The organism is Streptomyces sp. NPDC020299 (assembly GCF_044387825.1).
Taxonomy (GTDB): Bacteria; Actinomycetota; Actinomycetes; order Streptomycetales; family Streptomycetaceae; genus Streptomyces.
Window position 1 is genome coordinate 176,093 of sequence record NZ_JBIRWL010000019.1, and the last position, 19,386, is coordinate 195,478.

Here is a 19,386-nt window from a genome sequence, read left to right on the forward strand (position 1 = left end):
GTGGCTGCCCCTACAGTCGGCGGCATGGCGACTCTTCCCAACCCGCTGCCCAGGCTGGCGTCCGACCCGAGCGGGCGTTCCCTGGGCCTCCAACTCCCGCCCGGGAGGCTCATCGACGCGACGATCGACGGGCCGTGGCCGGAGCCCCTGCTGTGGCACGCCGACAAGCAGGCGGGGCCCGGCACCTGGGCGGCGCTCGGTGTTCCCGCCGGCCGGGCGGGACTGCTGCCCGTGCTCATCGAGACGGCCGGCTCCCAGGGCGGGCCCGAGCGTTGGGAGCTGAGCCCTGAGTACGCCTCGTACCCCGGGGACCACGACGCCGAGGAGGTGCTCGCGGAGTACTGGGAGGACGACGAGGATTACGCGCCCGACGAGGAACTCGGCGAGCCGCGGGCGCCGTTCGGGCCCGTCTGGCCCGGCCTGGCGCCGGCGGGTTCGCTGACCGTCGACCCCGGCACCTGCGCGGCCCGGCTCGCCGACACGCTGACCGACGGCTCCCACGCCTGGTTCAGGGAACCGCGGCTCGCCCTCGTCCCGGCCCGGCGGTCCGCCGACGTTCCCGCCGCGATCGGCTGGTCCGGGCCGGTGAACCACGACAACGACGTGGCCCGTCTCTGCGCGGTCCTCCGCTCCTGGGAGGACCGCTTCGGCATACGTGTCGTCGGCCTGGGCTTCGACACCCTGGCCGTCTCCGTGGCCGCCCCGCCCGCCACCCTCGCCGACGCGGAGGCACTGGCCGCCGAGCACTTCGCGTTCTGCCCGGACAACGTCACGCACTCGCTGGGCGCCTATGCCAAGGAGCTGGTCGGCGAATCCGTCTGGCACTTCTGGTGGGACTGAACCGGACCAGGCGGCCTCACCCGAGGAGGGTCATCCCCTCCGGGGCGGTGATGCCGAACTCCTCGTCGAGCAGACGGCGTGCCTCGGCCTCGTCGGTCACCTCCTTCTCCGTGACCGTGCCGTCGGCGCGTGTCTCGGTCAGGAGGCGGCCGGCCAGGAGCAGATGGCTGTCGGCGGTGACGCGCTGCACGTAGAGGCGCTGGGTGAAGGGGGAGCGCGGGTTCGTGCTCATGTGCCAGTTGATGACCGCGAAGTCGGGCTTCTCGAAGGGCTCCAGGGTGAACGCGTACTGCCCGGCCCAGGCCCCTCCCACGTAGGCCTGGAGCACCCACATCTCCAGCGGGCCGTCGTGCGGCACGTGGACGAGGCGGTGGCGTCGCCCCGCGTCGTGGAACTCGACGTCAGCGACCAGCGGCACGGGTTCCAGCAGCGCGCCGATCGTCCCGAAGCCGACGTCCGCCAGGTACGGCTGCGGGTCGCCCGGCACCTCGACCAGCAGGGCCATGTGGGTGCGCGGGCGGCTCGCGATGTCCTCCGCGCCCACGACGACGCGTGCCGTCAGCCGGGTCACCCGGTAGCCCAGCGCCTCCAGGGCGAGGGCGAGCAGCGTGTTGTGCTCGTAGCAGTACCCGCCACGGCGGCTGCGCAGGAGCTTGGCCGCGAGGTCGCCGGGCTCCAGCGAGGGCGCCGTACGGCGTAACGCGTCCAGGTTCTCGAACGGGATGCCCCGCATGTGCGCGAGATGCACTCCGCGCAGCGTCTCCGCGTCGGCCCGCCGTTCCCCCTCCCACCCGATCCGCCGGAGGTACGCGTCGAGGTTGATTCCCGCATCGGATTTCACTGTTCCCACTGTGTCAGCCATGCCCTCACAGTAGGCCCGTGCTAGATCCGCAGTCCCTTCGCCAGCCTGCGCAGCCCCTCCGTGATCTCCTCCGGTGTCTGTGTCACGAAGCAGAGGCGGAGGGTGGAGCGGTCGGGTTCGCCGGTGTGGAAGGGGGCGCCGGGGACGTAGGCCACGTCGTGCCGTACGACGCCGGGGAGCAGGGCCGTGGTGTCGTACGGCTCCGGGAGGCGGGCCCAGAGGAACATGCCGCCCTCGGGGCGGTTCCAGGTCGAGCCGTCGGGGAGCGCGTGGGGCAGGCCCGCGAGCATGGCGTCGCGGCGGTCGCGGTACGCCCCGGCGACCCGGGCGACGTGGGCGTCCAGGTCGTTGTCGGCCAGATAGCGTGCCGCGGCGAGCTGGTTGACGGTCGGGGTGTGCAGGTCGGCCGCCTGCTTGGCGATCGCGCAGGCCCGGCGCAGCTCGGCGGGTGCCCGCAGCCAGCCGAGGCGCAGGCCGGGTGCCATCACCTTGGAGAAGCTGCCGAGCAGAACCGTACGGTCCGCCCCGCCGGGGTACGTGGCGATCCACGGCACGCGCTCGCCCTCGAAGCGGAGCTCGCCGTACGGGTCGTCCTCGATGATCCACAGTCCGCGCCGCGCGGCGATGTCCGCGACCGCCGCCCTGCGTGCGGCCGGCATGGTGCGGCCGGTGGGGTTCTGGAAGGTGGGGACGGTGTAGAGCAGCTTGGGGCGTTCGCGTGCCACCAGCTGCGCCAGGGCCTCGGGGTCGACACCGTGGGCGTCCGATGGGACGGGCAGAATCCGCGCGCCCGCGAAGCGGAAGGCCTGGAGGGCCGCGAGGTAGCAGGGGTCCTCGACGAGGACGGTGTCGCCGGGTTCGAGGAGGGCGGTGGCGAGCAGGGACAGCGCCTGCTGGGAGCCGGTGGTGACGAGGATGTCGTCGGGGTCCGTGGGCAGGCCGCGTGCGGCCGTGCGGGCGGCGAGCGTGGTGCGCAGCGCGGGCTCGCCCTCCGTGGTGGAGTACTGGAGGGCGCGGGCGGGCAGTTCGGTGAGCACCGCGCGGTACGCCTGCGCTATCCCCTCCGTGTCGAACAGCTCCGGCGCGGGCAGCCCGCCCGCGAAGTTGATGACCTCGGGACGGGCGGTGACGGCGAGGATGTCCCGTACGGGAGACCCGCCGACCGAGCGGGCGCGCGCCGCGAGCGGCGGCACGGGGGCGGAGGTGGGCACGGGCTCGGCGACCGTCATGGCACGGCTCCTTCGGCTGCGGTGACGTCTCGTGCCCGCAGCCTAGGGAAGTACGTGCCGTCTACAAGCGGGTTTCCGGGATGCGGACGCGGCGGCCCGTTCGGGCCCTGTCACCGCGGTCCGGTGTTCAGCGCAGCTTCCGCGCGGCCTCGGTCGCCCAGTAGGTGAGGATGTTCCGCGCGCCGGCCCGCTTGATGCCGGTCAGCGTCTCCAGGATCGCCCGGTCGCGGTCGAGCCAGCCCTTCTCGGCGGCGGCCTCGACCATCGAGTACTCGCCGGAGATCTGGTAGGCGGCCACGGGCACGTCCACGGCGTCCGCGACGCGGGCGAGGATGTCGAGGTAGGGGCCGGCGGGCTTGACCATCACCATGTCGGCGCCCTCCTCCAGGTCCAGCTCCAACTCCCGCAGGGACTCACGCCAGTTGGCGGGGTCCTGCTGGTAGGTCTTGCGGTCGCCCCGGAGGGAGGAGGCGACGGCCTCGCGGAAGGGCCCGTAGAAGGCGGAGGAGTACTTGGCGGTGTAGGCGAGGATCGCTACGTCCTCGCGGCCGATCTGGTCGAGGGCGTCTCGGATGACGCCGATCTGACCGTCCATCATTCCGCTCGGGCCGACCACGTGGGCGCCCGCGTCGGCCTGCACCTGGGCCATCTCGGCGTAGCGCTCCAGCGTCGCGTCGTTGTCGACACGCCCGTGCTCGTCGAGCACCCCGCAGTGGCCGTGGTCGGTCGTCTCGTCGAGGCACAGGTCGGACATGACGAGCAGGTCGTCGCCGACCTCGGCGCGCACATCACGGATCGCGACCTGGAGGATCCCGTCGGGGTCGGTGCCCGGGGTTCCGAGGGCGTCCTTCTTCGACTCCTCCGGCACCCCGAACAGCATGATCCCGGAGACCCCGGCCTCGACCGCCTCCAGCGCGGCCTTCTTCAGGCTGTCGCGGGTGTGCTGGACGACACCGGGCATGGCGGAGATCGGCACGGGCTCGCTCACGCCCTCCCGGATGAACGCCGGGAGGATGAAGTCGGCGGGGTGCAGCCGCGTCTCGGCGACCATCCGCCGCATGACGGGCGACCTCCGCAGCCGCCGGGGTCGCGTACCGGGGAAGGATCCGTACTTCGTCATGCCCTCTACGCTACGCCCGCCCCGCGACCGCCTTTGCCGACGCGTCGTCGGCGCCGGCCCGGTGCTCTTTCAGCGTTCGGGCGGCGCGGCGCTCAGACCTCCAGTTCCGCCTCCAGCCGCTTGAGGCTGTGGCGTGCCAGGGCGAGGTTGCTGCGGCTCCGGTCCAGCGCGAGGTACAGGAAGAGCGAACCGCTGACGCTCGCCAGCGGCCGGATGAGGTGGTACTGCCCGCTGAGCGTGATCAGGATGTCCTCGATCCCCTCCTGGAGGGCGAGGGACTTCAGCGTGCGCTGCTTGGCACGGACGACCTCCGTGTTCCCGGCGGCGGCGAGCTCCAGGTCCAGGTGGGGGCCGCCGCCCAGCGCGCCCAGGGCCATACCGCTCTCGTAGTCGACGACGGCCACTCCGAGAGCCCCGTCGATGCTCATGGCTTCCTTGAGCGTTGCCTCGATGTTCACGCTGGTGCCCTCGATTCCTGCCGGTTGGCCAAAAACGGACCTGCGCCCGTCCGGAAGTGGAGTCTTCCTGACACCTCTGGGTCCGAACAGGCCCCATCTTTGGCCAGTACTGCGATAGTTGGCAAATAAAGTACTGTGCGGAAAGAGCGACCGAAGGGAAACCCATGGCTTTGCTCGAAGCCGCCGTCAGCGGTGTTCTGGAGACGTCCGGCATCGCCGGTGCGGCCCTCCTGGACGGCGTGACGGGCTTCGCCTACGGCTCCGCCGGAGACGCGAGCGCGGCCGAGGACGCCCACGACCTGGCGCACATCGCCGCCACCGGCCTCAACCGGGCCGGCTTCGAGGGCGAGCTGGAGAGCCTGATCGTCACCACGTCCCGCAGCCACCACGTGGTCCTGCGGCTGGAGCGGGAGGGCGACCCGCTTCTGCTGTGCGCCCTGGCGGACCGGGACCGCACGAACATCGCGTGGGTCCTGCGGGAGCTGACGGCACGTGCGGACCGCCTGCTCGCATGACCCAGGAGACCTCCGGGCCCGCGCCCGGCGCGCGCAACATCCCCTCGCTACTGACGTCCCTGCATGAGGGGAAACGGTCCTGCACCGTGGTCCTCTCGGGTGCCCCGGGCGGTGTCGTCCACCTGCGTGACGGCCTCGTGGTGGGCATGGAGACACCCGGCGCCCCCGGCGTCGAGGTACTTCTGCTCAAGTCCGGCCGGCTCACCGAGGAGGAGTGGGCGGCCGTCCGCACCACCGGCGCCGACGACGAACACCTCGCGCGGGAACTCGTCGCCCGCGGCCTGCTCGGCGGCGCGGAACTGGAGGTCTTCGTCCTGGGCGCGCTGTTCGACGCCGCCTTCGCACTCGCGCTGACCAGGCCGGAGAGCTGGGAGGTGACGAACCCGCGCCCCGTCCTGCACACCGGCACGGGCGTGCCACCCGAACGGATCGTCGCCGAGACCTCCCGGCGCCTCGGGCACCTCGCGGACGAGCCGGGGGCCACCGCGCGGTTCGCCCGCGACCGGATCCAGCCCGCCACCGCGGCCCGCCCACCCGGGCCCACGAGCCGGCTGCCCCGACGCCACCAGAACCTCCTGGCCGCCGTCGACGGCCGCAGAACCCCGCGCGACATCGCCTTCAGCCTCGGCCGGGGCCTCTACGCCGTCATGGTCGACCTGCGTCACCTGCTCGCCCTGGGACTGGTCCAGCACCCGGCCCCGGCGGCCGGGAAGGGGCGGCCGAGCACGGCACCCCGTGCTCCCCTGCCCGGCCCGGCGGCCCCGGCCCCCGCCGCGCTCCCCCGCCGTGTGCCGGGCCGCAGCGTCCCGGAGACGACCGCCGCGCCGGACTCCCCCGGCGCCCGCCCCTGACGTCCGCCCGGATCCAGCCGGCCGCCCCGCACCCGCCGGCGCAACAGGAAGAAGCCACCATGAGCGACCCCGTGAAAGACATCCTCGTCTCGCTGCGCGACCGGGTGATGGGCGTCTGTGAGACCACCCTCGCCACGGTCGACGGCCTGGTCGTCGCCTCCGACACGGACAAGACCCACCCCGAGTCCATGGCCGCCGTCGCCGCGGCGACCCTCTCCCTCGGCCACCGCCTGGCCGACCAGGGCGGAACCGGCACCCTCCGCGAGATGACCGCCCAGTGCAGCGCCGGCCACGTGATAGTCACCGCCGTCGGCACCCGCGCACTGCTCGCCGTAGTGGCCGACGAGGGCCTGGACACCACGGCCTTCCACCGCGAGATCCCCGCCGTCGTCACCGAACTCAGCGAGATCCTGTCCACCGACACCTCCGCCTGACCACATCCCCCGTGACCGACCACGATGCATGCATAAGCAGCACTGCATGCATCGCCGGTACCGTCGGGCCATGACTGCCATCACCATCAGGGACGTCCCGGAGCACGTCCTGACCTCCGTGAAGGTGCACGCAGCCCAGGCCGGCCAGTCCCTTCAGACATACGTCCTCGACCTGCTCGCCCACGACGCCGAGAAGACCGCCCCGCTCTCCCGGCAGGAGAGTGAGATCATCTCTCCTGGCAGCGCGTGATCGAACACGCAAGGCGCCTTCCGTTCGGAACACCCGTCAGGGGCGGCCAGGTGACCGTACCTCCCCCAGCTGCGCGTAGAAAATTCCGTTGCCGGAACAACAGCATCGTCGATCAAATATCTCCATGACTCATGACGTCCCGGCGGACCATGTGGAGCAGAACCGACGCTTCTGGGACGACGAGGCGGCTGCGTGGCACGGGCCGCTCGCCCGTGACCACTGGGCGCAGGCGGAACCGTCCTGGGGATTGTGGGCCACCCCCGAGTCGCAGGTTTCCTTGCTTCCCGACGGCATCGACGGGATGCGCGCCATCGAGTTGGGCTGCGGCACTGCCTACGTTTCCGCTTGGCTGGCCAGAGCAGGAGCCCACCCGGTCGGGATCGACCTCTCGGAGAAGCAGCTCGCCACTGCTCGCGCGATGCAGGCGGAGTTCGGCCTCGACTTCCCCCTTGTCCTGGGCAATGCCGAGAAGGTGCCCTACGAGGACAACACGTTCGGCCTGGCGATCAGCGAGTTCGGCGCCTCGCTGTGGTGCGACCCCTATCGGTGGATCCCGGAGGCGGCCCGGCTTCTCGTTCCTGGAGGCCGGCTGGTGTTCTCGCGCTACTCACCGCTGTTCGCGCTGTGTGTACCGCCCGAGGGGCCGGCGTCCACCACTCTGTCCCGCGGCCAATTCGGCTTGACGCGTTTGGACTGGGGGAATCACGTGGAGTTCGTCCTGCCACACGGTGAGATGCTCCGCCTGCTGCGAGCCTGTGGCTTCGTCGTTGAGGACCTGATCGAGATTCAGGCACCCCGGTCTGCGCGGGACTACCTGGAAGTTTCCGCCGACTGGGCCCAGCAATGGCCCAGCGAGGAGATCTGGAAAGCCCGGCTGGCAGGCTGACAGCTCCCCGGGCACGGTGTATCGGCCTACTCTCCTGGAGCACATCCCGGAGATCGAGTTCAAGTACGACGGTTCGGTGGAGGGCACCGCGCACATCATCGCCGCGAACGGCTTCTCCGTGGACTGGAAGCTGTGGGAACGCGACTTCGCGAAGTGCGGCCCGTGCAGGCCGGGCGAGAACTGCCACTGATCGGTCGAGTCTGACCGGGTCCGGGTGTCCTTAGCGGGCCCCCGGGCCCGTTCATGTCTCATGGAGTGTCGCTGGTGCGCCACGGCTACGGTGCTGCGGCACCGTGCCCGCACCCTCCCAAGGACACCCATGGCCCGCACGCAACACGATCCCGTCCTGTTCTGGGACCGGTACAAGCCGGACCGCGATGGTCCGTCACCGCCTCCGGACGTGGCGGCCTTCTTCAGCTTTGTGCTGTGCGAAGCAACGCTACGCCGCCTGATCGGAGGCAGGATGGTGATGCGTGGGCAACTCGAACGACTGTTGTAGGTGACCCGATCACGCAACGTCGACCTTCAGGTCCTGCCTTTCAAACAGGAGGACAACTCCGGGATCGACGGCTCGTTCCGACTGCTCAAGCTCAAGGACGGCAGCACTGTGGGACTCAGCGAAGCACCCCTCACGAGTCGCGTGTTCTGCGAGCCCAAGGAGACCACCGTCCTGGACATGCGTTACGGGATCATTCGCACCCAAACTCTCACACCACGGGAGTCGCTGGCGCTCATCGAGAAAGTACGGGGAGAGACATGCGTCTGAAGCCCAGCTCCGAGCTGGTGTGGATAAAGAGCAGCTACAGCACGGCAGACGGGCCCGACTGCGTCGAGGTGGCCCCCACCCCCGACACCATCCTCGTCCGCGACTCCAAGAACCCCCACGGCCCCCGCCTCGCCCTCACTCCCGCCGCCTGGGTGGCCTTCCTGCCGTACGCCTCTGGACACTGACATAACGAACACATGCGGCCCGCAACCGAGTTCACGGGTGCGGGCCGCACAGGCGTCGTCACTCCGCTACCGGAGCCGCCTCACCTGCCGCGCCCCCGCCCCGGGCCTGTTGCAGCGTCTCCGCGATCGCAGCGAACTCCTCCAGGGCAGCCTGAAGATCCTCAACGATCTCGGCTGCCAGTACCTCGGGCGCGGGCAGGTTGTCCGCGTCGTCGAGGCTCGGGTCGCGGAGCCAGGTGATGTCGAGGTTGGCCTTGTCGCGGGCGATCAGCTCCTCGTACGTGAACGCCTTGAAGCGCTCCGTCTCCATGCGCTTGGAGCGGTCCTCTTCAGGGCGGTAGCACTGGACGAAGTCCTCAAGGGCGGCCCGGGAGAAGATGCCGGTGGGCAGCCGCAGCAGCGTGTGGACGTCGTACTCCTGCAGCAGGCGTCGACGGATGGTCTCGCCCGCACCGCCCTCGAAGAGCACGTTGTCGGGGACGACGACCGCCGCCCTGCCGTGGATCTCCAGCAGCGAGGCGATGTGCTGCACGAAGTTGAGCTGCTTGTTGGTCGTGGTGATCCAGAAGTCGCGCCGCTCGTAGGCGATGGCCTCGCGGGCGGCGGAACCGCCGTCGCCGTAGACGGTGATGGACGACCTCTTGCCGAAGGGCGGGTTGGCCAGGACCAGGCTCGCGCGCTTGTCAGGCGGGGCGGCGAGCGCATCCTTGGTAGGCAAGAGCTTTCTAACTGGAATACCAGCGAGTGGAAGGAATGTACCGGCCTCTGAGCCCGCCACCTGCGGTTTCAGGGTGTTCGCCTGAGACATTCCTTCCACTCGCCGCTTGGCACCCGGCACGGGAAACGCGCGATGGCGGGACATGCCCACGGCACGCCCCGCCACCCGCTCACGATCGCTGCGCTACGTCGTCGACCGTCGTCGACGCGCCCCCGGCCTCCGCTCGCTAGGCCGCGTAACCGGGTCCCCCGCCTCCAGGGCGGCCACCCGGCGCTTGGTGCCGAAGTCCGCCAGGGCCTCCGCCAGTCTGAGGGCGGACGGCTCGGGGGCCATGACGTCGACGCGCAGGCCGTGTTCCTCGGCGGTCTTGGCGGTGGCCGGGCCGATGCAGGCGATCACCGTGACGTTGTGCGGCTTGCCGGCGATGCCTACCAGGTTGCGGACCGTGGACGAGGACGTGAAGAGGACCGCGTCGAAGCCGCCGCCCTTGATCGCCTCGCGGGTCTCCGCCGGAGGCGGGGAAGCGCGGACCGTGCGGTAGGCCGTGACGTCGTCGACCTCCCAGCCGAGCTCGATCAGGCCGGCGACCAGGGTCTCCGTGGCGATGTCGGCGCGGGGCAGGAACACGCGGTCGATCGGGTCGAAGACCGGGTCGTAGGGGGGCCAGTCCTCCAGGAGGCCGGCCGCCGACTGCTCACCGCTCGGGACCAGGTCCGGCTTCACGCCGAAGGCGATCAGGGCCTTCGCCGTCTGCTCGCCCACCGCGGCCACCTTGATCCCCGCGAAAGCCCGAGCATCAAGGCCGTACTCCTCGAACTTCTCGCGGACCGCCTTGACCGCGTTCACCGAGGTGAACGCGATCCACTCGTAGCGGCCCGTCACCAGGCCCTTGACCGCTCGCTCCATCTGCTGGGGCGTGCGCGGCGGTTCCACCGCGATCGTCGGGACCTCGTGCGGGACGGCGCCGTAGGAGCGCAGCTGATCGGAGAGCGACACCGACTGCTCCTTGGTGCGCGGGACGAGGACCCGCCAGCCGAACAGCGGCTTGGACTCGAACCACGACAGCTGGTCGCGCTGGGCGGCGGCGGAACGCTCACCGACCACGGCTATCACCGGCCGGCCGCCCTCGGGAGAGGGCAGCACCTTGGCCTGCTTCAGCGTCTGCGCGATCGTGCCGAGGGTGGCGGTCCAGGTGCGCTGACGGGTCGTCGTACCGGCGACGGTGACCGTCAGCGGGGTGTCCGGCTTACGGCCGGCGGCGACCAGTTCGCCCGCGGCGGCGGCCACGGAGTCCAGCGTCGTGGACACGACGACCGTGCCGTCGGAGGCGCCGACCTCGGTCCAGCAGCGGTCGGATGCCGTACGGGCGTCCACGAACCGGACGTCCGCGCCCTGCGCGTCCCGCAGCGGCACACCGGCGTACGCGGGCACGCCGACGGCGGTCGCGATGCCGGGGACGACCTCGAAGGGCACCCCGGCGGCGGCGCAGGCAAGCATCTCCTCGGCCGCGTACGTGTCGAGTCCGGGGTCCCCGGACACGGCACGGACGACCCGCCTGCCGCCCCGCGCAGCCTCCATGACAATATGAGAGGCATCCCGCGAGGACGGGACGGCCGCGGTTGTTGACGTGCCGTCAACGACCGTCAGCTGGGGCGTGCCTGTGCCCGGATACGGGTCCGCCGAAGGATCCGTATCCGTACATAGGACGGAGACGTTTTGCCTGGCGTGTACGCGGATCACGTCGAGCACATCGTGCTCGGCGACCAGGACGTCCGCGTTCGCCAGCGCCTCGACGGCGCGCAGAGTCAGCAGTCCCGGATCCCCGGGTCCGGCACCCAGGAAGGTGACGTGCCCGTGTTCGAGGCCGGCGGAAAGGGTGGTGGGGCTCAATGTGCTCGCTCCCCCATCAGACCGGCCGCGCCCTGGGCAAGCATCTCGGCGGCGAGTTCGCGACCGAGCGCCATCGCCTGGCCGTGTGTCTCGGGCACGGGACCGGTGGTGGACAGCTGCACCATGTGCGTGCCGTCGGTCGTACCGACGACGCCGCGCAGGCGCATTTCCTTGACAATCTGCCCGTCGGCCAGCAAGTCGGCTAGCGCGCCCACAGGGGCGCTGCAGCCGGCCTCCAGGGCGGCGAGCAGTGACCGTTCGGCGGTCACGGCGGCCCGGGTGAACGGGTCGTCGAGTTCGCCGAGAGCCGCGATCAGCTCCGCGTCGTGCGCGGCGCATTCGATCGCCAGTGCCCCCTGGCCGGGGGCGGGCAGAACTGTGTCGACCGACAGGAAGTCGGTCACCTCGTCGATCCGGCCTATTCGGCTGAGGCCGGCGGCGGCGAGGACGACGGCGTCGAGTTCGCCGTCGTGCACGTACCCGATTCTTGTATCCACGTTGCCGCGGATCGGGACGGTCTCGATGTCCAGCCCGTGGGTGCGCGCGTACGCGTTCAGCTGCGCCATGCGGCGCGGCGAACCCGTGCCGATCCGGGCGCCCCGGGGCAGGTCGGTGAACTTCAGCGCGTCCCGGGCGACGATCACGTCGCGCGGGTCCTCGCGGACGGGGACGGCGGCCAGCGCCAGTTCCTCGGGCTGCGTGGTCGGCAGGTCCTTCAGCGAGTGCACCGCGAAGTCGACCTCACCCTTGAGCAGCGCGTCACGCAGCGCGGTGACGAAGACGCCGGTGCCTCCGATCTGCGCGAGGTGCTCGCGGGAGACATCGCCGTACGTGGTGATCTCGACGAGCTCGACCGGCCGTCCGGTGACCCGGCGCACGGCGTCCGCCACCTGTCCGGACTGGGCCATGGCGAGCTTGCTCCGCCGGGTCCCCAGCCTCAGTGCCCTTGTCTCCTTGTGTGGCGTACTCATGCCGGCCCTCGGTTCCTGGCCTCGTTCTCGGTGCTGTCCCCGGCCCGGGAGACGGCGGCCACCGTCTCGGGGTCGAGGTCGAACAGGGTGCGCAGCGCGTCCGCGTACCCGGCGCCGCCGGGTTCGGCCGCGAGCTGCTTGACCCTGACGGTCGGCGCGTGCAGCAGCTTGTCGACGACGCGGTGCACGGCCTGGCGGATCTCGCCGCGCTGGCGGTCGTCCAGGTCGGGCAGCCGTCCGTCGAGGCGGGCGATCTCGCCGGCGACGACATCGGCGGCCATCGTACGCAGCGCGACCACGGTCGGGGTGATGTGCGCGGCCCGCTGGGCGGCGCCGAAGGCGGCGACCTCGTCGGCGACGATCCGGCGGACCTGGTCGACGTCGGCGGCCATCGGTGCGTCGGCCGAGGCCTCGGCCAGCGACTCGATGTCGACCAGCCGCACCCCGGCCAGGCGGTGCACGGCCGCGTCGATGTCGCGGGGCATGGCCAGGTCGAGGAGGAAGAGGGCGGGGGCCGGGCGCGATATCGCGGCCACCGGCTCGGGCCTGCGGCGCTCGGGGACACGGCCGACGGTGGCGACGGTCGCGGCCAGCGCGGTGATCAGCTCGGCGTCGGCCTCGGGGGTGCGGCGGGCGGCGTCCCGGCGGTCGACGGTGCCGTTGTCCACCCAGGCGCCGTGCTGCTCGAGCGTCGCCGCGTCGATGCCGGCCACGGCGGCCTCGCCCATCACGGAGAAGCCGGTGGCGCCCTGCACGGCGGGCAGGTCGAGCGGGCAGCCGTCGTCGGTGCCGATGCTGGTGGGCGGCAGCGGAGCCGGTCGCACGTCGGCCGGGGCGGGTGTGCCGCCGTCGGCCGCTGCCGTGGGCTCGCCGGTACGGCCCTCGACCGCCCCCGCGATCGCGGCGGCCGTCAGGACCAGGCCGGTCGCGCCGGTGCAGGAGACGGCGATGTCGGCACGTGTCAGCTCCAGCGCGACGGCGTCCATCGGCACCGCGCGGGCCCGTACGTCGGTCTCGGTGAGTATCTGCGCCAGCCGCTCGGCGCGGTCCTGGGTGCGGTTGGCGACGACTATCTCGGCGACCCCGGCGCGCGCGAGCGTGGCCGCGGCCAGCGAGGACATCGAGCCGGCGCCGATGACCAGGGCCTTCTTGCGCTTGGCCCAGGCCTGTACGTCCGTGCCCGCGGCCAGCTGCTCCAGGCCGAAGGTGACCAGGGACTGGCCGGCGCGGTCGATGCCGGTCTCGGAGTGGGCGCGCTTGCCGACCCGCAGGGCCTGCTGGAACAGGTCGTTGAGCAGGCGCCCGGCGGTGTGCAGCTCCTGCGCCCTGGCCAGGGAGTCCTTGATCTGGCCGAGGATCTGGCCCTCGCCGACGACCATCGAGTCCAGTCCGCAGGCCACCGAGAACAGGTGGTGGACGGCCCGGTCCTCGTAGTGCACGTAGAGATAAGGAGTGAGCTCCTCCAGGCCGACGCCGCTGTGCTGGGCGAGCAGCGTGGACAGCTCGGCGACACCGGCGTGGAACTTGTCCACGTCGGCGTAGAGCTCGATGCGGTTGCAGGTGGCGAGCACCGCGGCCTCGGTGGCCGGTTCGGCGGCGACCGTGTCCTGCACCAGCTTGGCCTGGGCGTCCGCGGCGAGCGCGGCGCGTTCCAGGACGCTGACCGGGGCGCTGCGGTGACTCAGGCCCACGACGAGGAGACTCATGCCGGCATCACGGCGGGTACGTCCCCGTCGGGCCCCTGGTCGGCGGACTTCTCGCGGGTGGCGGCGGGCAGCGCGCCATCGCCGGCGACGGTCTCCTCGGCGGCCTTGCGCTGCTCGTGGAAGGCGAGGATCTGGAGCTCGATGGAGAGGTCGACCTTGCGCACGTCGACGCCGTCGGGGACGGACAGGACGGTCGGCGCGAAGTTCAGGATGGAGGTGACACCGGCGGCGACGAGGCGGTCGCAGACCTGCTGGGCGGCGCCCGCGGGGGTGGCGATCACTCCGATGGAGACGCCGTTGTCCTCGATGATCTTCTCGAGTTCGTCGGTGTGCTGCACGGGGATGCCCGCGACGGGCTTTCCGGCCATCGCCGGGTCGGCGTCGATGAGCGCGGCGACACGGAAGCCGCGGGAGGCGAACCCGCCGTAGTTGGCGAGGGCGGCGCCGAGGTTGCCGATGCCGACGATGACGACCGGCCAGTCCTGGGTCAGGCCGAGCTCGCGGGAGATCTGGTAGACGAGGTACTCGACGTCGTAGCCGACACCGCGCGTTCCGTAGGAGCCCAGGTAGGAGAAGTCCTTGCGCAGCTTGGCGGAGTTGACTCCCGCGGCGGCGGCCAGTTCCTCGGAGGAGACCGTGGGCACCGAGCGCTCCGACAGTGCGGTCAGGGCTCGGAGGTACAGCGGAAGCCTGGCGACGGTGGCCTCGGGAATCCCTCGGCTGCGGGTCGCCGGTCGGTGAGTTCGGCCAGTTGCCACGGTGCTCCTGCGGGTAGAGCGGGGCTGCGGGCGGTCACACGTCCCCGGACCGCCCCGTCGAATGCAGGCTATGTCTTTGTGAACGCGTGCACAAAGATGGTGTCCGATTTGCCCGCCCAACGTGACCGGGCTCACGCGCCTCGGTGGTGGGGCCACCGGTGGTGTTACCGGTGGGGCCGCTGGTGGGGGCAAAACGGACACACTCCTCAAGAATCCCGCCCCCGAGACCTGTTCGCCGTCGATCCTAAGCCAGGTTCCGCATGACTTGTACTACTCGGTCAGTTCCTTGCGCAGACGGTCCTCGTCCACGCGCCAGAAGGTGTGCTGCCTGCCATCGACGAGGACCACGGGAATCTGCTCCCAGTACTCGTCGTGGAGCTGCCGGTCCTCGGTGATGTCCTTCTGTTCCCAGGGCACGCCGAGATCGCCGCAGACTTTCTCCACGACCGCCTGGGCGTCGTCACACAGATGGCAGCCCGGCTTGCGGATGAGTGTGACGAACCGGTCACGCGGGTCGGCCTTACGCCGAAAGAGGGGACTCATGCGGGCCATTCTCGCGCTTCTTTAACGGCCAGGTCGCGGAGAGTTCACAGCCTTCAAACCTCACGACTCCGGAACCACCGAACAAACTGGCTATGCTCACGCCATGGCCGCTCTCGGATGGCTCACTCCCCGTAGGCGCTCCGCCACGGCGCGGAGCGTGTTGGCAGGCGAGGCCTCGGCGGAGGCCGCGCGCAAGTCCTCGCAGGACGCCCAGGACACACAGGACGCCTTGGACGCCCTGGCAGCCCAGGACGTCGCGGACCGGGAACCGGAGTTCCCGGTGCTCGGCGACGACAAGGCCGCCGCGTTCTTCGACCTGGACAACACGGTGATGCAGGGCGCCGCGCTCTTCCACTTCGGGCGTGGCCTGTACAAGCGGAAGTTCTTCGAGACCCGGGACCTGGCGAAGTTCGCCTGGCAGCAGGCCTGGTTCCGGCTGGCCGGCGTCGAGGACCCCGAGCACATGCAGGACGCGCGCGACTCGGCGCTGTCGATCGTCAAGGGCCACCGGGTGGCCGAGCTGGAGTCGATCGGCGAGGAGATCTACGACGAGTACATGGCCGACCGCATCTGGCCGGGCACGCGGGCGCTGGCCCAGGCCCACCTGGACGCGGGCCAGAAGGTCTGGCTGGTCACGGCGGCCCCGGTGGAGATCGCGCAGGTCATCGCGCGACGGCTGGGCCTGACGGGCGCGCTGGGCACGGTGGCGGAGTCGGTCGACGGCGTCTACACCGGCAAGCTGGTCGGCGAGCCCCTGCACGGCCCCGCCAAGGCGGAGGCGGTGCGGGCGCTGGCCGCGGCGGAGGGCCTGGACCTGACCCGCTGCGCCGCCTACAGCGACTCGCACAACGACATCCCGATGCTCTCGCTCGTCGGTCACCCGTACGCCATCAACCCCGACGCCAAGCTGCGCAAGCACGCCCGGGACAAGGACTGGCGCCTGCGGGACTACCGCACCGGCCGCAAGGCGGCGAAGGTCGGCATCCCGGCGGCGGCGGGCGTGGGCGCCGTGGCGGGCGGCACCGCAGCGGCGATCGCCCTGCACCGGCGCCGCCGGTAGTCACGTACCTCGGCGCGGCTGGAGACATCGCCGGCGACACACGCCGAGACGCGGCCGGAGGCACGATCGAAGACCCGGGTCGAGGACACGGCCGGAGACGCGCACCGCGCCATAGCCGGGGGCAGGCCGGAGACGCGGGCCGGGACACCGCTCGAGACGAAGCCGAGACCCCGCCGACCACACGCGCTGCGACATAGCCACAGGCACGGTGGTCGGAGAACCGCGCGAGACACCGCTAGAGACACCAGCCGAGACGCCGCTTGCGACGCGAGTCGAGACACAGCCGGTGACGCGCGCCGAGGCACAGCTGGAGACACGGCCGGAGAGCGGCCGAGGCGCGGCTCGAACACGGGTCGGACGCGAATACCCGACCCCCACCCCAACACGCCCGCAGTTCGCCGCAACACGCACTTTTTCGATCAACAAGCGGTCAGTCTGCGGCCCCTGAAGAGGCGTCAAACGATTACGGAAGCGACGTATTCGATGTTTTGAGCAACTGGGTGTAGCAGTGCCTGCACGAAGCGTTATTCTCCTGGGACGCAAACCGGCACCCCTCCGTCGCTACGACGGGTGAAAGGTCCGGCACTGCACGTGATGGAAGCTCTGCCTCTGGGAGTCCCGTGTACCCACACGTCGGGGTTGACGCCTCGGGCCTGGCTACGCTCCGCGCGACGGTCGCGACGGTCAAAGCGACGTTGCGCGGCTTCGTCCCCAGCGCGTACGCCGTCCCCGCCTTCGCCATGGCCGCGCCCGTAGGCCCGTGCTACGCACTGGCCGAGGGTGGCGCCGCGGTCGGCAGACGGGGGCGCTCGGCGGGCTCGGCCGGCACGCGCCGACCGGCCGCGGACAGTGACAGCGCCCGGATGATGGATCTCGTGGAGCGGGCCCAGGCCGGCGAGGCCGAGGCCTTCGGCCGGCTCTACGACCAGTACAGCGACACGGTCTACCGGTACATCTACTACCGGGTGGGCGGCCGGGCGACCGCCGAGGACCTCACCAGTGAGACCTTTCTGCGCGCCCTGCGCCGGATCGGGACCTTCACCTGGCAGGGCCGCGACTTCGGCGCGTGGCTCGTCACCATCGCCCGCAACCTCGTCGCCGACCACTTCAAGTCCAGCCGCTTCCGCCTCGAGGTCACCACCGGCGAGATGCTCGACGCCAACGAGGTCGAGCGCTCCCCGGAGGACTCCGTCCTGGAGTCCCTCTCCAACGCCGCCCTGTTGGACGCCGTACGGCGGCTCAACCCGCAGCAGCAGGAGTGCGTGACGCTCCGCTTCCTCCAGGGGCTGTCCGTCGCCGAGACCGCCCGTGTCATGGGCAAGAACGAGGGCGCCATCAAGACCCTCCAGTACCGGGCCGTGCGCACGCTCGCCCGGCTCCTGCCGGACGACGCGCGCTGACGGCGCTCTCTACTCAACTCACGTCCGGTAAAGGTGCGTTGACTTTCCGATTCGGGTGTCCGTCGTCCGTAACCCAAGTGCCGCGCCAGTCGTTGTGCGGGATACAGGCTCCCTGTGGTCACGTCCTGGTCGACCCTGATCACTCGATCAGGTGGATCGGTCGAGGGCGTGCAACCCTCAGGACCCCCTGGGGAGTCGACCGTCATGACGAGAGGAGGTGCCGCCAGTGATCGCGAACGTATCGGCGCACCGGCGGGCGAACGCCTTCGCCCAGGCCCTGGAGGAGCAGTCCGACCGGGACACGGTGGCCGAGCAGACCGAAGGCCCGGCGCTGCCGGACCCGGCCGCCGCGGAACAGACCGAGCAGGGCCGGCTGATGGCCCTGGCGGGAGGTCTCGGCGCACTGCCCAAGCCGCAGCTCGACCCCGACGTCAAGGTCGTCCAGCGGGCTCAGCTGGTGGCCGCGATGGAGGCCATGCTGCGGGAGGGCACCGCGGGCGAGGCGGCTGACCCTTCGGTCCCCGGACAGCGTGCCGAGCGGGGCCGTGGCGCCCACCGGGCGAGCCCGCTGGGGAAACTGCGACCGCGTTCACGGCTGACCAAGGGGCTCGCCGCCGGCGGGCTCAGCGTCAGTGTGGCCGCGGGGGCGTTCGGCGGAGTCGCCGCCGCGAGTTCCGACGCCCTGCCCGGCGACTCGCTGTACGGCCTCAAACGCGGCATCGAGGACTTCAAGCTGAACTACCTGGCCGACGGGGACAACGAACGCGGCCAGGGCTATCTCGACCAGGCCTCGACCCGGCTGAGCGAAGCACGGCGGCTGATGGAGCGCGGCCGCGGCGGCCACCTCGACCACGAGTCGATCGGCGAGATCCGCCGCACGCTGTCCGGCATGCAGCACGACGTCTCCGAAGGCCACCGGCTGCTGCACGCGGTGTACGAGCGCGACCCCGGCTCGCTGGGCCCCATCCAGGCCCTCTCCGCCTTCTCGCGGTCCCACCGCGAGGCCTGGGGCGCGCTCCGCGACAAGCTGCCCGTCCAGCTCGGGGACGTCAGTAAGCAGGTCTCGTCGGTGTTCGACGCCATAGACGACGAGGTCGCCCCGCTGCAGTCCCTGCTGCCGCGGCCCGCCCACCCCGGCGACGGCAAGCGGCAGAGCTCCGGCACGACGCCCAGCGGCCCCTCCGGCACACACCGGTCGACCACGCCCGGTCCCGGCGACGGCTCCGCCTCCGGCCACCAGCCGAGCAGCGGCAGCCCCAGCGGCTCCGCCTCCGGCAGCACCGGCGACGGCCTGCTCGGCGGCAGCACGGGCGGCCTTCTCGACCCCCCGAAGAGCAGCGGCAGCGCCTCCCCGTCCGCCGGCAAGTCCCCCACCCCCGCCCCGGACGTCACCCTCCCACCCCTCCTACCGGGCCTCCTCCCCGGCCTGGGGATCGACGGCGAGGACAACGGCAACTAGCGACGGGGGCACCCCTCTCAGCAGGGGTGCCCCCGCTGACGCACCCCTCAGAAGAACACCGACCGCCGCTGCACCAGCAGCTTGTAGAGCGTGTGCTGGATCTGCTCCCTGACCTGGTCGGTCAGGTTGAACATCAGCATCGGATCCTCGGCCGCCTCCGGCGGATAGCCGTCCGTGGGGATCGGCTCACCGAACTGGATGGTCCACTTCGTGGGCAGCGGGACCGCGCCCAGCGGGCCCAGCCAGGGGAAGGTGGGCGTGAGCGGGAAGTACGGGAAGCCCAGGAGACGCGCGAGCGTCCCCTCCACATTGCCGCCCTCGCGCCGCTTCGCGGGCTTCGGACGCCTGCGCCGGACTCCGTCCGACGACCCGACGCACGCCCCCCGGCGCCCTCAGAAGAACACCGACCGCCGCTGCACCAGCAGCTTGTAGAGCGTGTGCTGGATCTGCTCCCTGACCTGGTCGGTCAGGTTGAACATCAGCAT

23 protein-coding genes and 2 pseudogenes are annotated in these 19,386 nt (G+C 71.1%); 13 read left to right on the forward strand and 12 right to left on the reverse strand.

The annotated features are described in order from the left end of the window. The first annotated feature begins 24 nt into the window (after positions 1-24). Positions 25-840, forward strand: a complete 816-nt coding sequence (locus ACH45E_RS36975) for a DUF4253 domain-containing protein (RefSeq protein ID WP_361449281.1) — start codon at positions 25-27, stop codon at positions 838-840. Positions 841-856: 16 nt separating this feature from the next. On the opposite strand, the gene ACH45E_RS36980 is transcribed toward ACH45E_RS36975, so the two are convergent. The 4 genes from ACH45E_RS36980 to ACH45E_RS36995 form a co-directional block, all read right to left on the reverse strand. Beyond that, entirely contained in the window at positions 857-1,702 is an 846-nt protein-coding gene (locus ACH45E_RS36980) for an arylamine N-acetyltransferase (RefSeq protein WP_361449278.1), read from the reverse strand. 20 nt (positions 1,703-1,722) lie between these two features. Continuing rightward, entirely contained in the window at positions 1,723-2,931 is a 1,209-nt protein-coding gene (locus ACH45E_RS36985; RefSeq protein ID WP_361449275.1) for a PLP-dependent aminotransferase family protein, read from the reverse strand. 127 nt (positions 2,932-3,058) lie between these two features. Next, the gene (hemB, locus tag ACH45E_RS36990; protein ID WP_361449272.1) at positions 3,059-4,051 is read right to left on the reverse strand and encodes a porphobilinogen synthase; all 993 of its coding nucleotides are present in this window, start codon (positions 4,049-4,051) and stop codon (positions 3,059-3,061) included. Positions 4,052-4,143: 92 nt separating this feature from the next. Then, on the reverse strand, positions 4,144-4,509 hold the full coding sequence (locus ACH45E_RS36995) for a hypothetical protein (protein WP_361449269.1): 366 nt from the start codon (positions 4,507-4,509) through the stop codon (positions 4,144-4,146). Between the two features lie 164 nt (positions 4,510-4,673). Between ACH45E_RS36995 and ACH45E_RS37000 the strand changes: the two genes are divergently transcribed. The 9 genes from ACH45E_RS37000 (at position 4,674) to ACH45E_RS37040 (ending at position 8,396) form a co-directional block, all read left to right on the forward strand. After that, a complete protein-coding gene (locus tag ACH45E_RS37000) occupies positions 4,674-5,024 on the forward strand; it encodes a hypothetical protein (RefSeq protein WP_361449266.1) in 351 nt (116 codons plus the stop codon). Next, complete coding sequence (locus ACH45E_RS37005; protein WP_361449263.1) at positions 5,021-5,875, forward strand: hypothetical protein; 855 nt, start codon at positions 5,021-5,023, stop codon at positions 5,873-5,875. Before ACH45E_RS37000 ends, ACH45E_RS37005 begins: the two co-directional genes overlap by 4 nt. Before the next feature lie 59 nt (positions 5,876-5,934). After that, positions 5,935-6,309: a roadblock/LC7 domain-containing protein gene (locus ACH45E_RS37010; protein WP_361449260.1), complete on the forward strand. Its 375-nt coding sequence runs from the start codon at positions 5,935-5,937 to the stop codon at positions 6,307-6,309. 70 nt (positions 6,310-6,379) lie between these two features. Continuing rightward, positions 6,380-6,559, forward strand: coding sequence for a FitA-like ribbon-helix-helix domain-containing protein (locus tag ACH45E_RS37015; RefSeq protein WP_361449257.1), 180 nt, complete (start codon positions 6,380-6,382; stop codon positions 6,557-6,559). A gap of 124 nt (positions 6,560-6,683) precedes the next feature. Beyond that, entirely contained in the window at positions 6,684-7,445 is a 762-nt protein-coding gene (locus tag ACH45E_RS37020) for a class I SAM-dependent methyltransferase (protein WP_361449254.1), read from the forward strand. Between the two features lie 16 nt (positions 7,446-7,461). After that, complete coding sequence (locus ACH45E_RS37025; protein ID WP_361449251.1) at positions 7,462-7,635, forward strand: hypothetical protein; 174 nt, start codon at positions 7,462-7,464, stop codon at positions 7,633-7,635. Between the two features lie 129 nt (positions 7,636-7,764). After that, the gene (locus ACH45E_RS37030; protein WP_361449248.1) at positions 7,765-7,944 is read left to right on the forward strand and encodes a Scr1 family TA system antitoxin-like transcriptional regulator; all 180 of its coding nucleotides are present in this window, start codon (positions 7,765-7,767) and stop codon (positions 7,942-7,944) included. Next, the gene (locus tag ACH45E_RS37035) at positions 7,945-8,211 is read left to right on the forward strand and encodes a Scr1 family TA system antitoxin-like transcriptional regulator (protein WP_361449245.1); all 267 of its coding nucleotides are present in this window, start codon (positions 7,945-7,947) and stop codon (positions 8,209-8,211) included. After that, on the forward strand, positions 8,202-8,396 hold the full coding sequence (locus ACH45E_RS37040; RefSeq protein ID WP_361449242.1) for a DUF397 domain-containing protein: 195 nt from the start codon (positions 8,202-8,204) through the stop codon (positions 8,394-8,396). Before ACH45E_RS37035 ends, ACH45E_RS37040 begins: the two co-directional genes overlap by 10 nt. A 58-nt stretch (positions 8,397-8,454) precedes the next feature. Here ACH45E_RS37040 and ACH45E_RS37045 read toward each other — a convergent pair whose 3' ends face one another. The 6 genes from ACH45E_RS37045 to ACH45E_RS37070 form a co-directional block, all read right to left on the reverse strand. Then, positions 8,455-9,114, reverse strand: coding sequence for an N-6 DNA methylase (locus ACH45E_RS37045; RefSeq protein ID WP_361449239.1), 660 nt, complete (start codon positions 9,112-9,114; stop codon positions 8,455-8,457). A 183-nt stretch (positions 9,115-9,297) separates the two neighbouring features. Next, entirely contained in the window at positions 9,298-11,004 is a 1,707-nt protein-coding gene (locus ACH45E_RS37050) for a uroporphyrinogen-III synthase (protein WP_361449236.1), read from the reverse strand. Continuing rightward, on the reverse strand, positions 11,001-11,975 hold the full coding sequence (gene hemC, locus ACH45E_RS37055) for a hydroxymethylbilane synthase (RefSeq protein WP_361449233.1): 975 nt from the start codon (positions 11,973-11,975) through the stop codon (positions 11,001-11,003). The genes ACH45E_RS37050 and hemC overlap by 4 nt, the downstream gene beginning before the upstream one ends. Next, positions 11,972-13,681, reverse strand: coding sequence for a glutamyl-tRNA reductase (locus ACH45E_RS37060; RefSeq protein WP_361449230.1), 1,710 nt, complete (start codon positions 13,679-13,681; stop codon positions 11,972-11,974). Before ACH45E_RS37060 ends, hemC begins: the two co-directional genes overlap by 4 nt. Further along, positions 13,678-14,439 (reverse strand): redox-sensing transcriptional repressor Rex, encoded by a 762-nt coding sequence (locus ACH45E_RS37065; RefSeq protein WP_361449227.1) that lies wholly within the window; start codon positions 14,437-14,439, stop codon positions 13,678-13,680. The genes ACH45E_RS37060 and ACH45E_RS37065 overlap by 4 nt, the downstream gene beginning before the upstream one ends. A gap of 270 nt (positions 14,440-14,709) precedes the next feature. After that, positions 14,710-14,991 carry a glutaredoxin family protein gene (locus tag ACH45E_RS37070; RefSeq protein WP_361449224.1) on the reverse strand — a complete coding sequence of 94 codons (282 nt, stop codon included), beginning with the start codon at positions 14,989-14,991 and terminating at the stop codon, positions 14,710-14,712. A 94-nt stretch (positions 14,992-15,085) separates the two neighbouring features. Between ACH45E_RS37070 and ACH45E_RS37075 the strand changes: the two genes are divergently transcribed. The 3 genes from ACH45E_RS37075 (at position 15,086) to ACH45E_RS37085 (ending at position 18,901) form a co-directional block, all read left to right on the forward strand. Beyond that, positions 15,086-16,042, forward strand: coding sequence for an HAD-IB family hydrolase (locus ACH45E_RS37075; RefSeq protein ID WP_361449221.1), 957 nt, complete (start codon positions 15,086-15,088; stop codon positions 16,040-16,042). 620 nt (positions 16,043-16,662) lie between these two features. After that, the gene (locus ACH45E_RS37080; protein ID WP_361449218.1) at positions 16,663-17,442 is read left to right on the forward strand and encodes an ECF subfamily RNA polymerase sigma factor, BldN family; all 780 of its coding nucleotides are present in this window, start codon (positions 16,663-16,665) and stop codon (positions 17,440-17,442) included. 226 nt (positions 17,443-17,668) lie between these two features. Next, the gene (locus ACH45E_RS37085; protein ID WP_361449215.1) at positions 17,669-18,901 is read left to right on the forward strand and encodes a DUF5667 domain-containing protein; all 1,233 of its coding nucleotides are present in this window, start codon (positions 17,669-17,671) and stop codon (positions 18,899-18,901) included. Positions 18,902-18,948: 47 nt separating this feature from the next. Here ACH45E_RS37085 and ACH45E_RS37090 read toward each other — a convergent pair. Both ACH45E_RS37090 and ACH45E_RS37095 read right to left on the reverse strand, forming a co-directional pair. After that, positions 18,949-19,200 (reverse strand): annotated as a pseudogene (locus tag ACH45E_RS37090) (glycerol acyltransferase); the annotation flags it as partial. Positions 19,201-19,293: 93 nt separating this feature from the next. Beyond that, positions 19,294-19,386: pseudogene (locus ACH45E_RS37095) on the reverse strand (glycerol acyltransferase); the annotation flags it as partial.

Excerpts from the sequence above, each read along its gene's own strand:
- ACH45E_RS37005 (WP_361449263.1), top strand. The coding sequence starts at position 5,021 with ATGACCCAGGAGACCTCCGGGCCCGCGCCCGGCGCGCGCAACATCCCC.
- ACH45E_RS36985 (WP_361449275.1), bottom strand. The coding sequence starts at position 2,931 with ATGACGGTCGCCGAGCCCGTGCCCACCTCCGCCCCCGTGCCGCCGCTC.
- ACH45E_RS37070 (WP_361449224.1), bottom strand. The coding sequence starts at position 14,991 with ATGGCCCGCATGAGTCCCCTCTTTCGGCGTAAGGCCGACCCGCGTGAC.
- ACH45E_RS37015 (WP_361449257.1), top strand. The coding sequence starts at position 6,380 with ATGACTGCCATCACCATCAGGGACGTCCCGGAGCACGTCCTGACCTCC.
- ACH45E_RS37060 (WP_361449230.1), bottom strand. The coding sequence starts at position 13,681 with ATGAGTCTCCTCGTCGTGGGCCTGAGTCACCGCAGCGCCCCGGTCAGC.
- ACH45E_RS36980 (WP_361449278.1), bottom strand. The coding sequence starts at position 1,702 with ATGGCTGACACAGTGGGAACAGTGAAATCCGATGCGGGAATCAACCTC.
- ACH45E_RS37000 (WP_361449266.1), top strand. The coding sequence starts at position 4,674 with ATGGCTTTGCTCGAAGCCGCCGTCAGCGGTGTTCTGGAGACGTCCGGC.
- ACH45E_RS37075 (WP_361449221.1), top strand. The coding sequence starts at position 15,086 with ATGGCCGCTCTCGGATGGCTCACTCCCCGTAGGCGCTCCGCCACGGCG.
- ACH45E_RS37020 (WP_361449254.1), top strand. The coding sequence starts at position 6,684 with ATGACTCATGACGTCCCGGCGGACCATGTGGAGCAGAACCGACGCTTC.
- ACH45E_RS37040 (WP_361449242.1), top strand. The coding sequence starts at position 8,202 with ATGCGTCTGAAGCCCAGCTCCGAGCTGGTGTGGATAAAGAGCAGCTAC.
- hemC (WP_361449233.1), bottom strand. The coding sequence starts at position 11,975 with ATGAGTACGCCACACAAGGAGACAAGGGCACTGAGGCTGGGGACCCGG.
- ACH45E_RS37030 (WP_361449248.1), top strand. The coding sequence starts at position 7,765 with ATGGCCCGCACGCAACACGATCCCGTCCTGTTCTGGGACCGGTACAAG.
- ACH45E_RS37010 (WP_361449260.1), top strand. The coding sequence starts at position 5,935 with ATGAGCGACCCCGTGAAAGACATCCTCGTCTCGCTGCGCGACCGGGTG.
- ACH45E_RS36975 (WP_361449281.1), top strand. The coding sequence starts at position 25 with ATGGCGACTCTTCCCAACCCGCTGCCCAGGCTGGCGTCCGACCCGAGC.
- hemB (WP_361449272.1), bottom strand. The coding sequence starts at position 4,051 with ATGACGAAGTACGGATCCTTCCCCGGTACGCGACCCCGGCGGCTGCGG.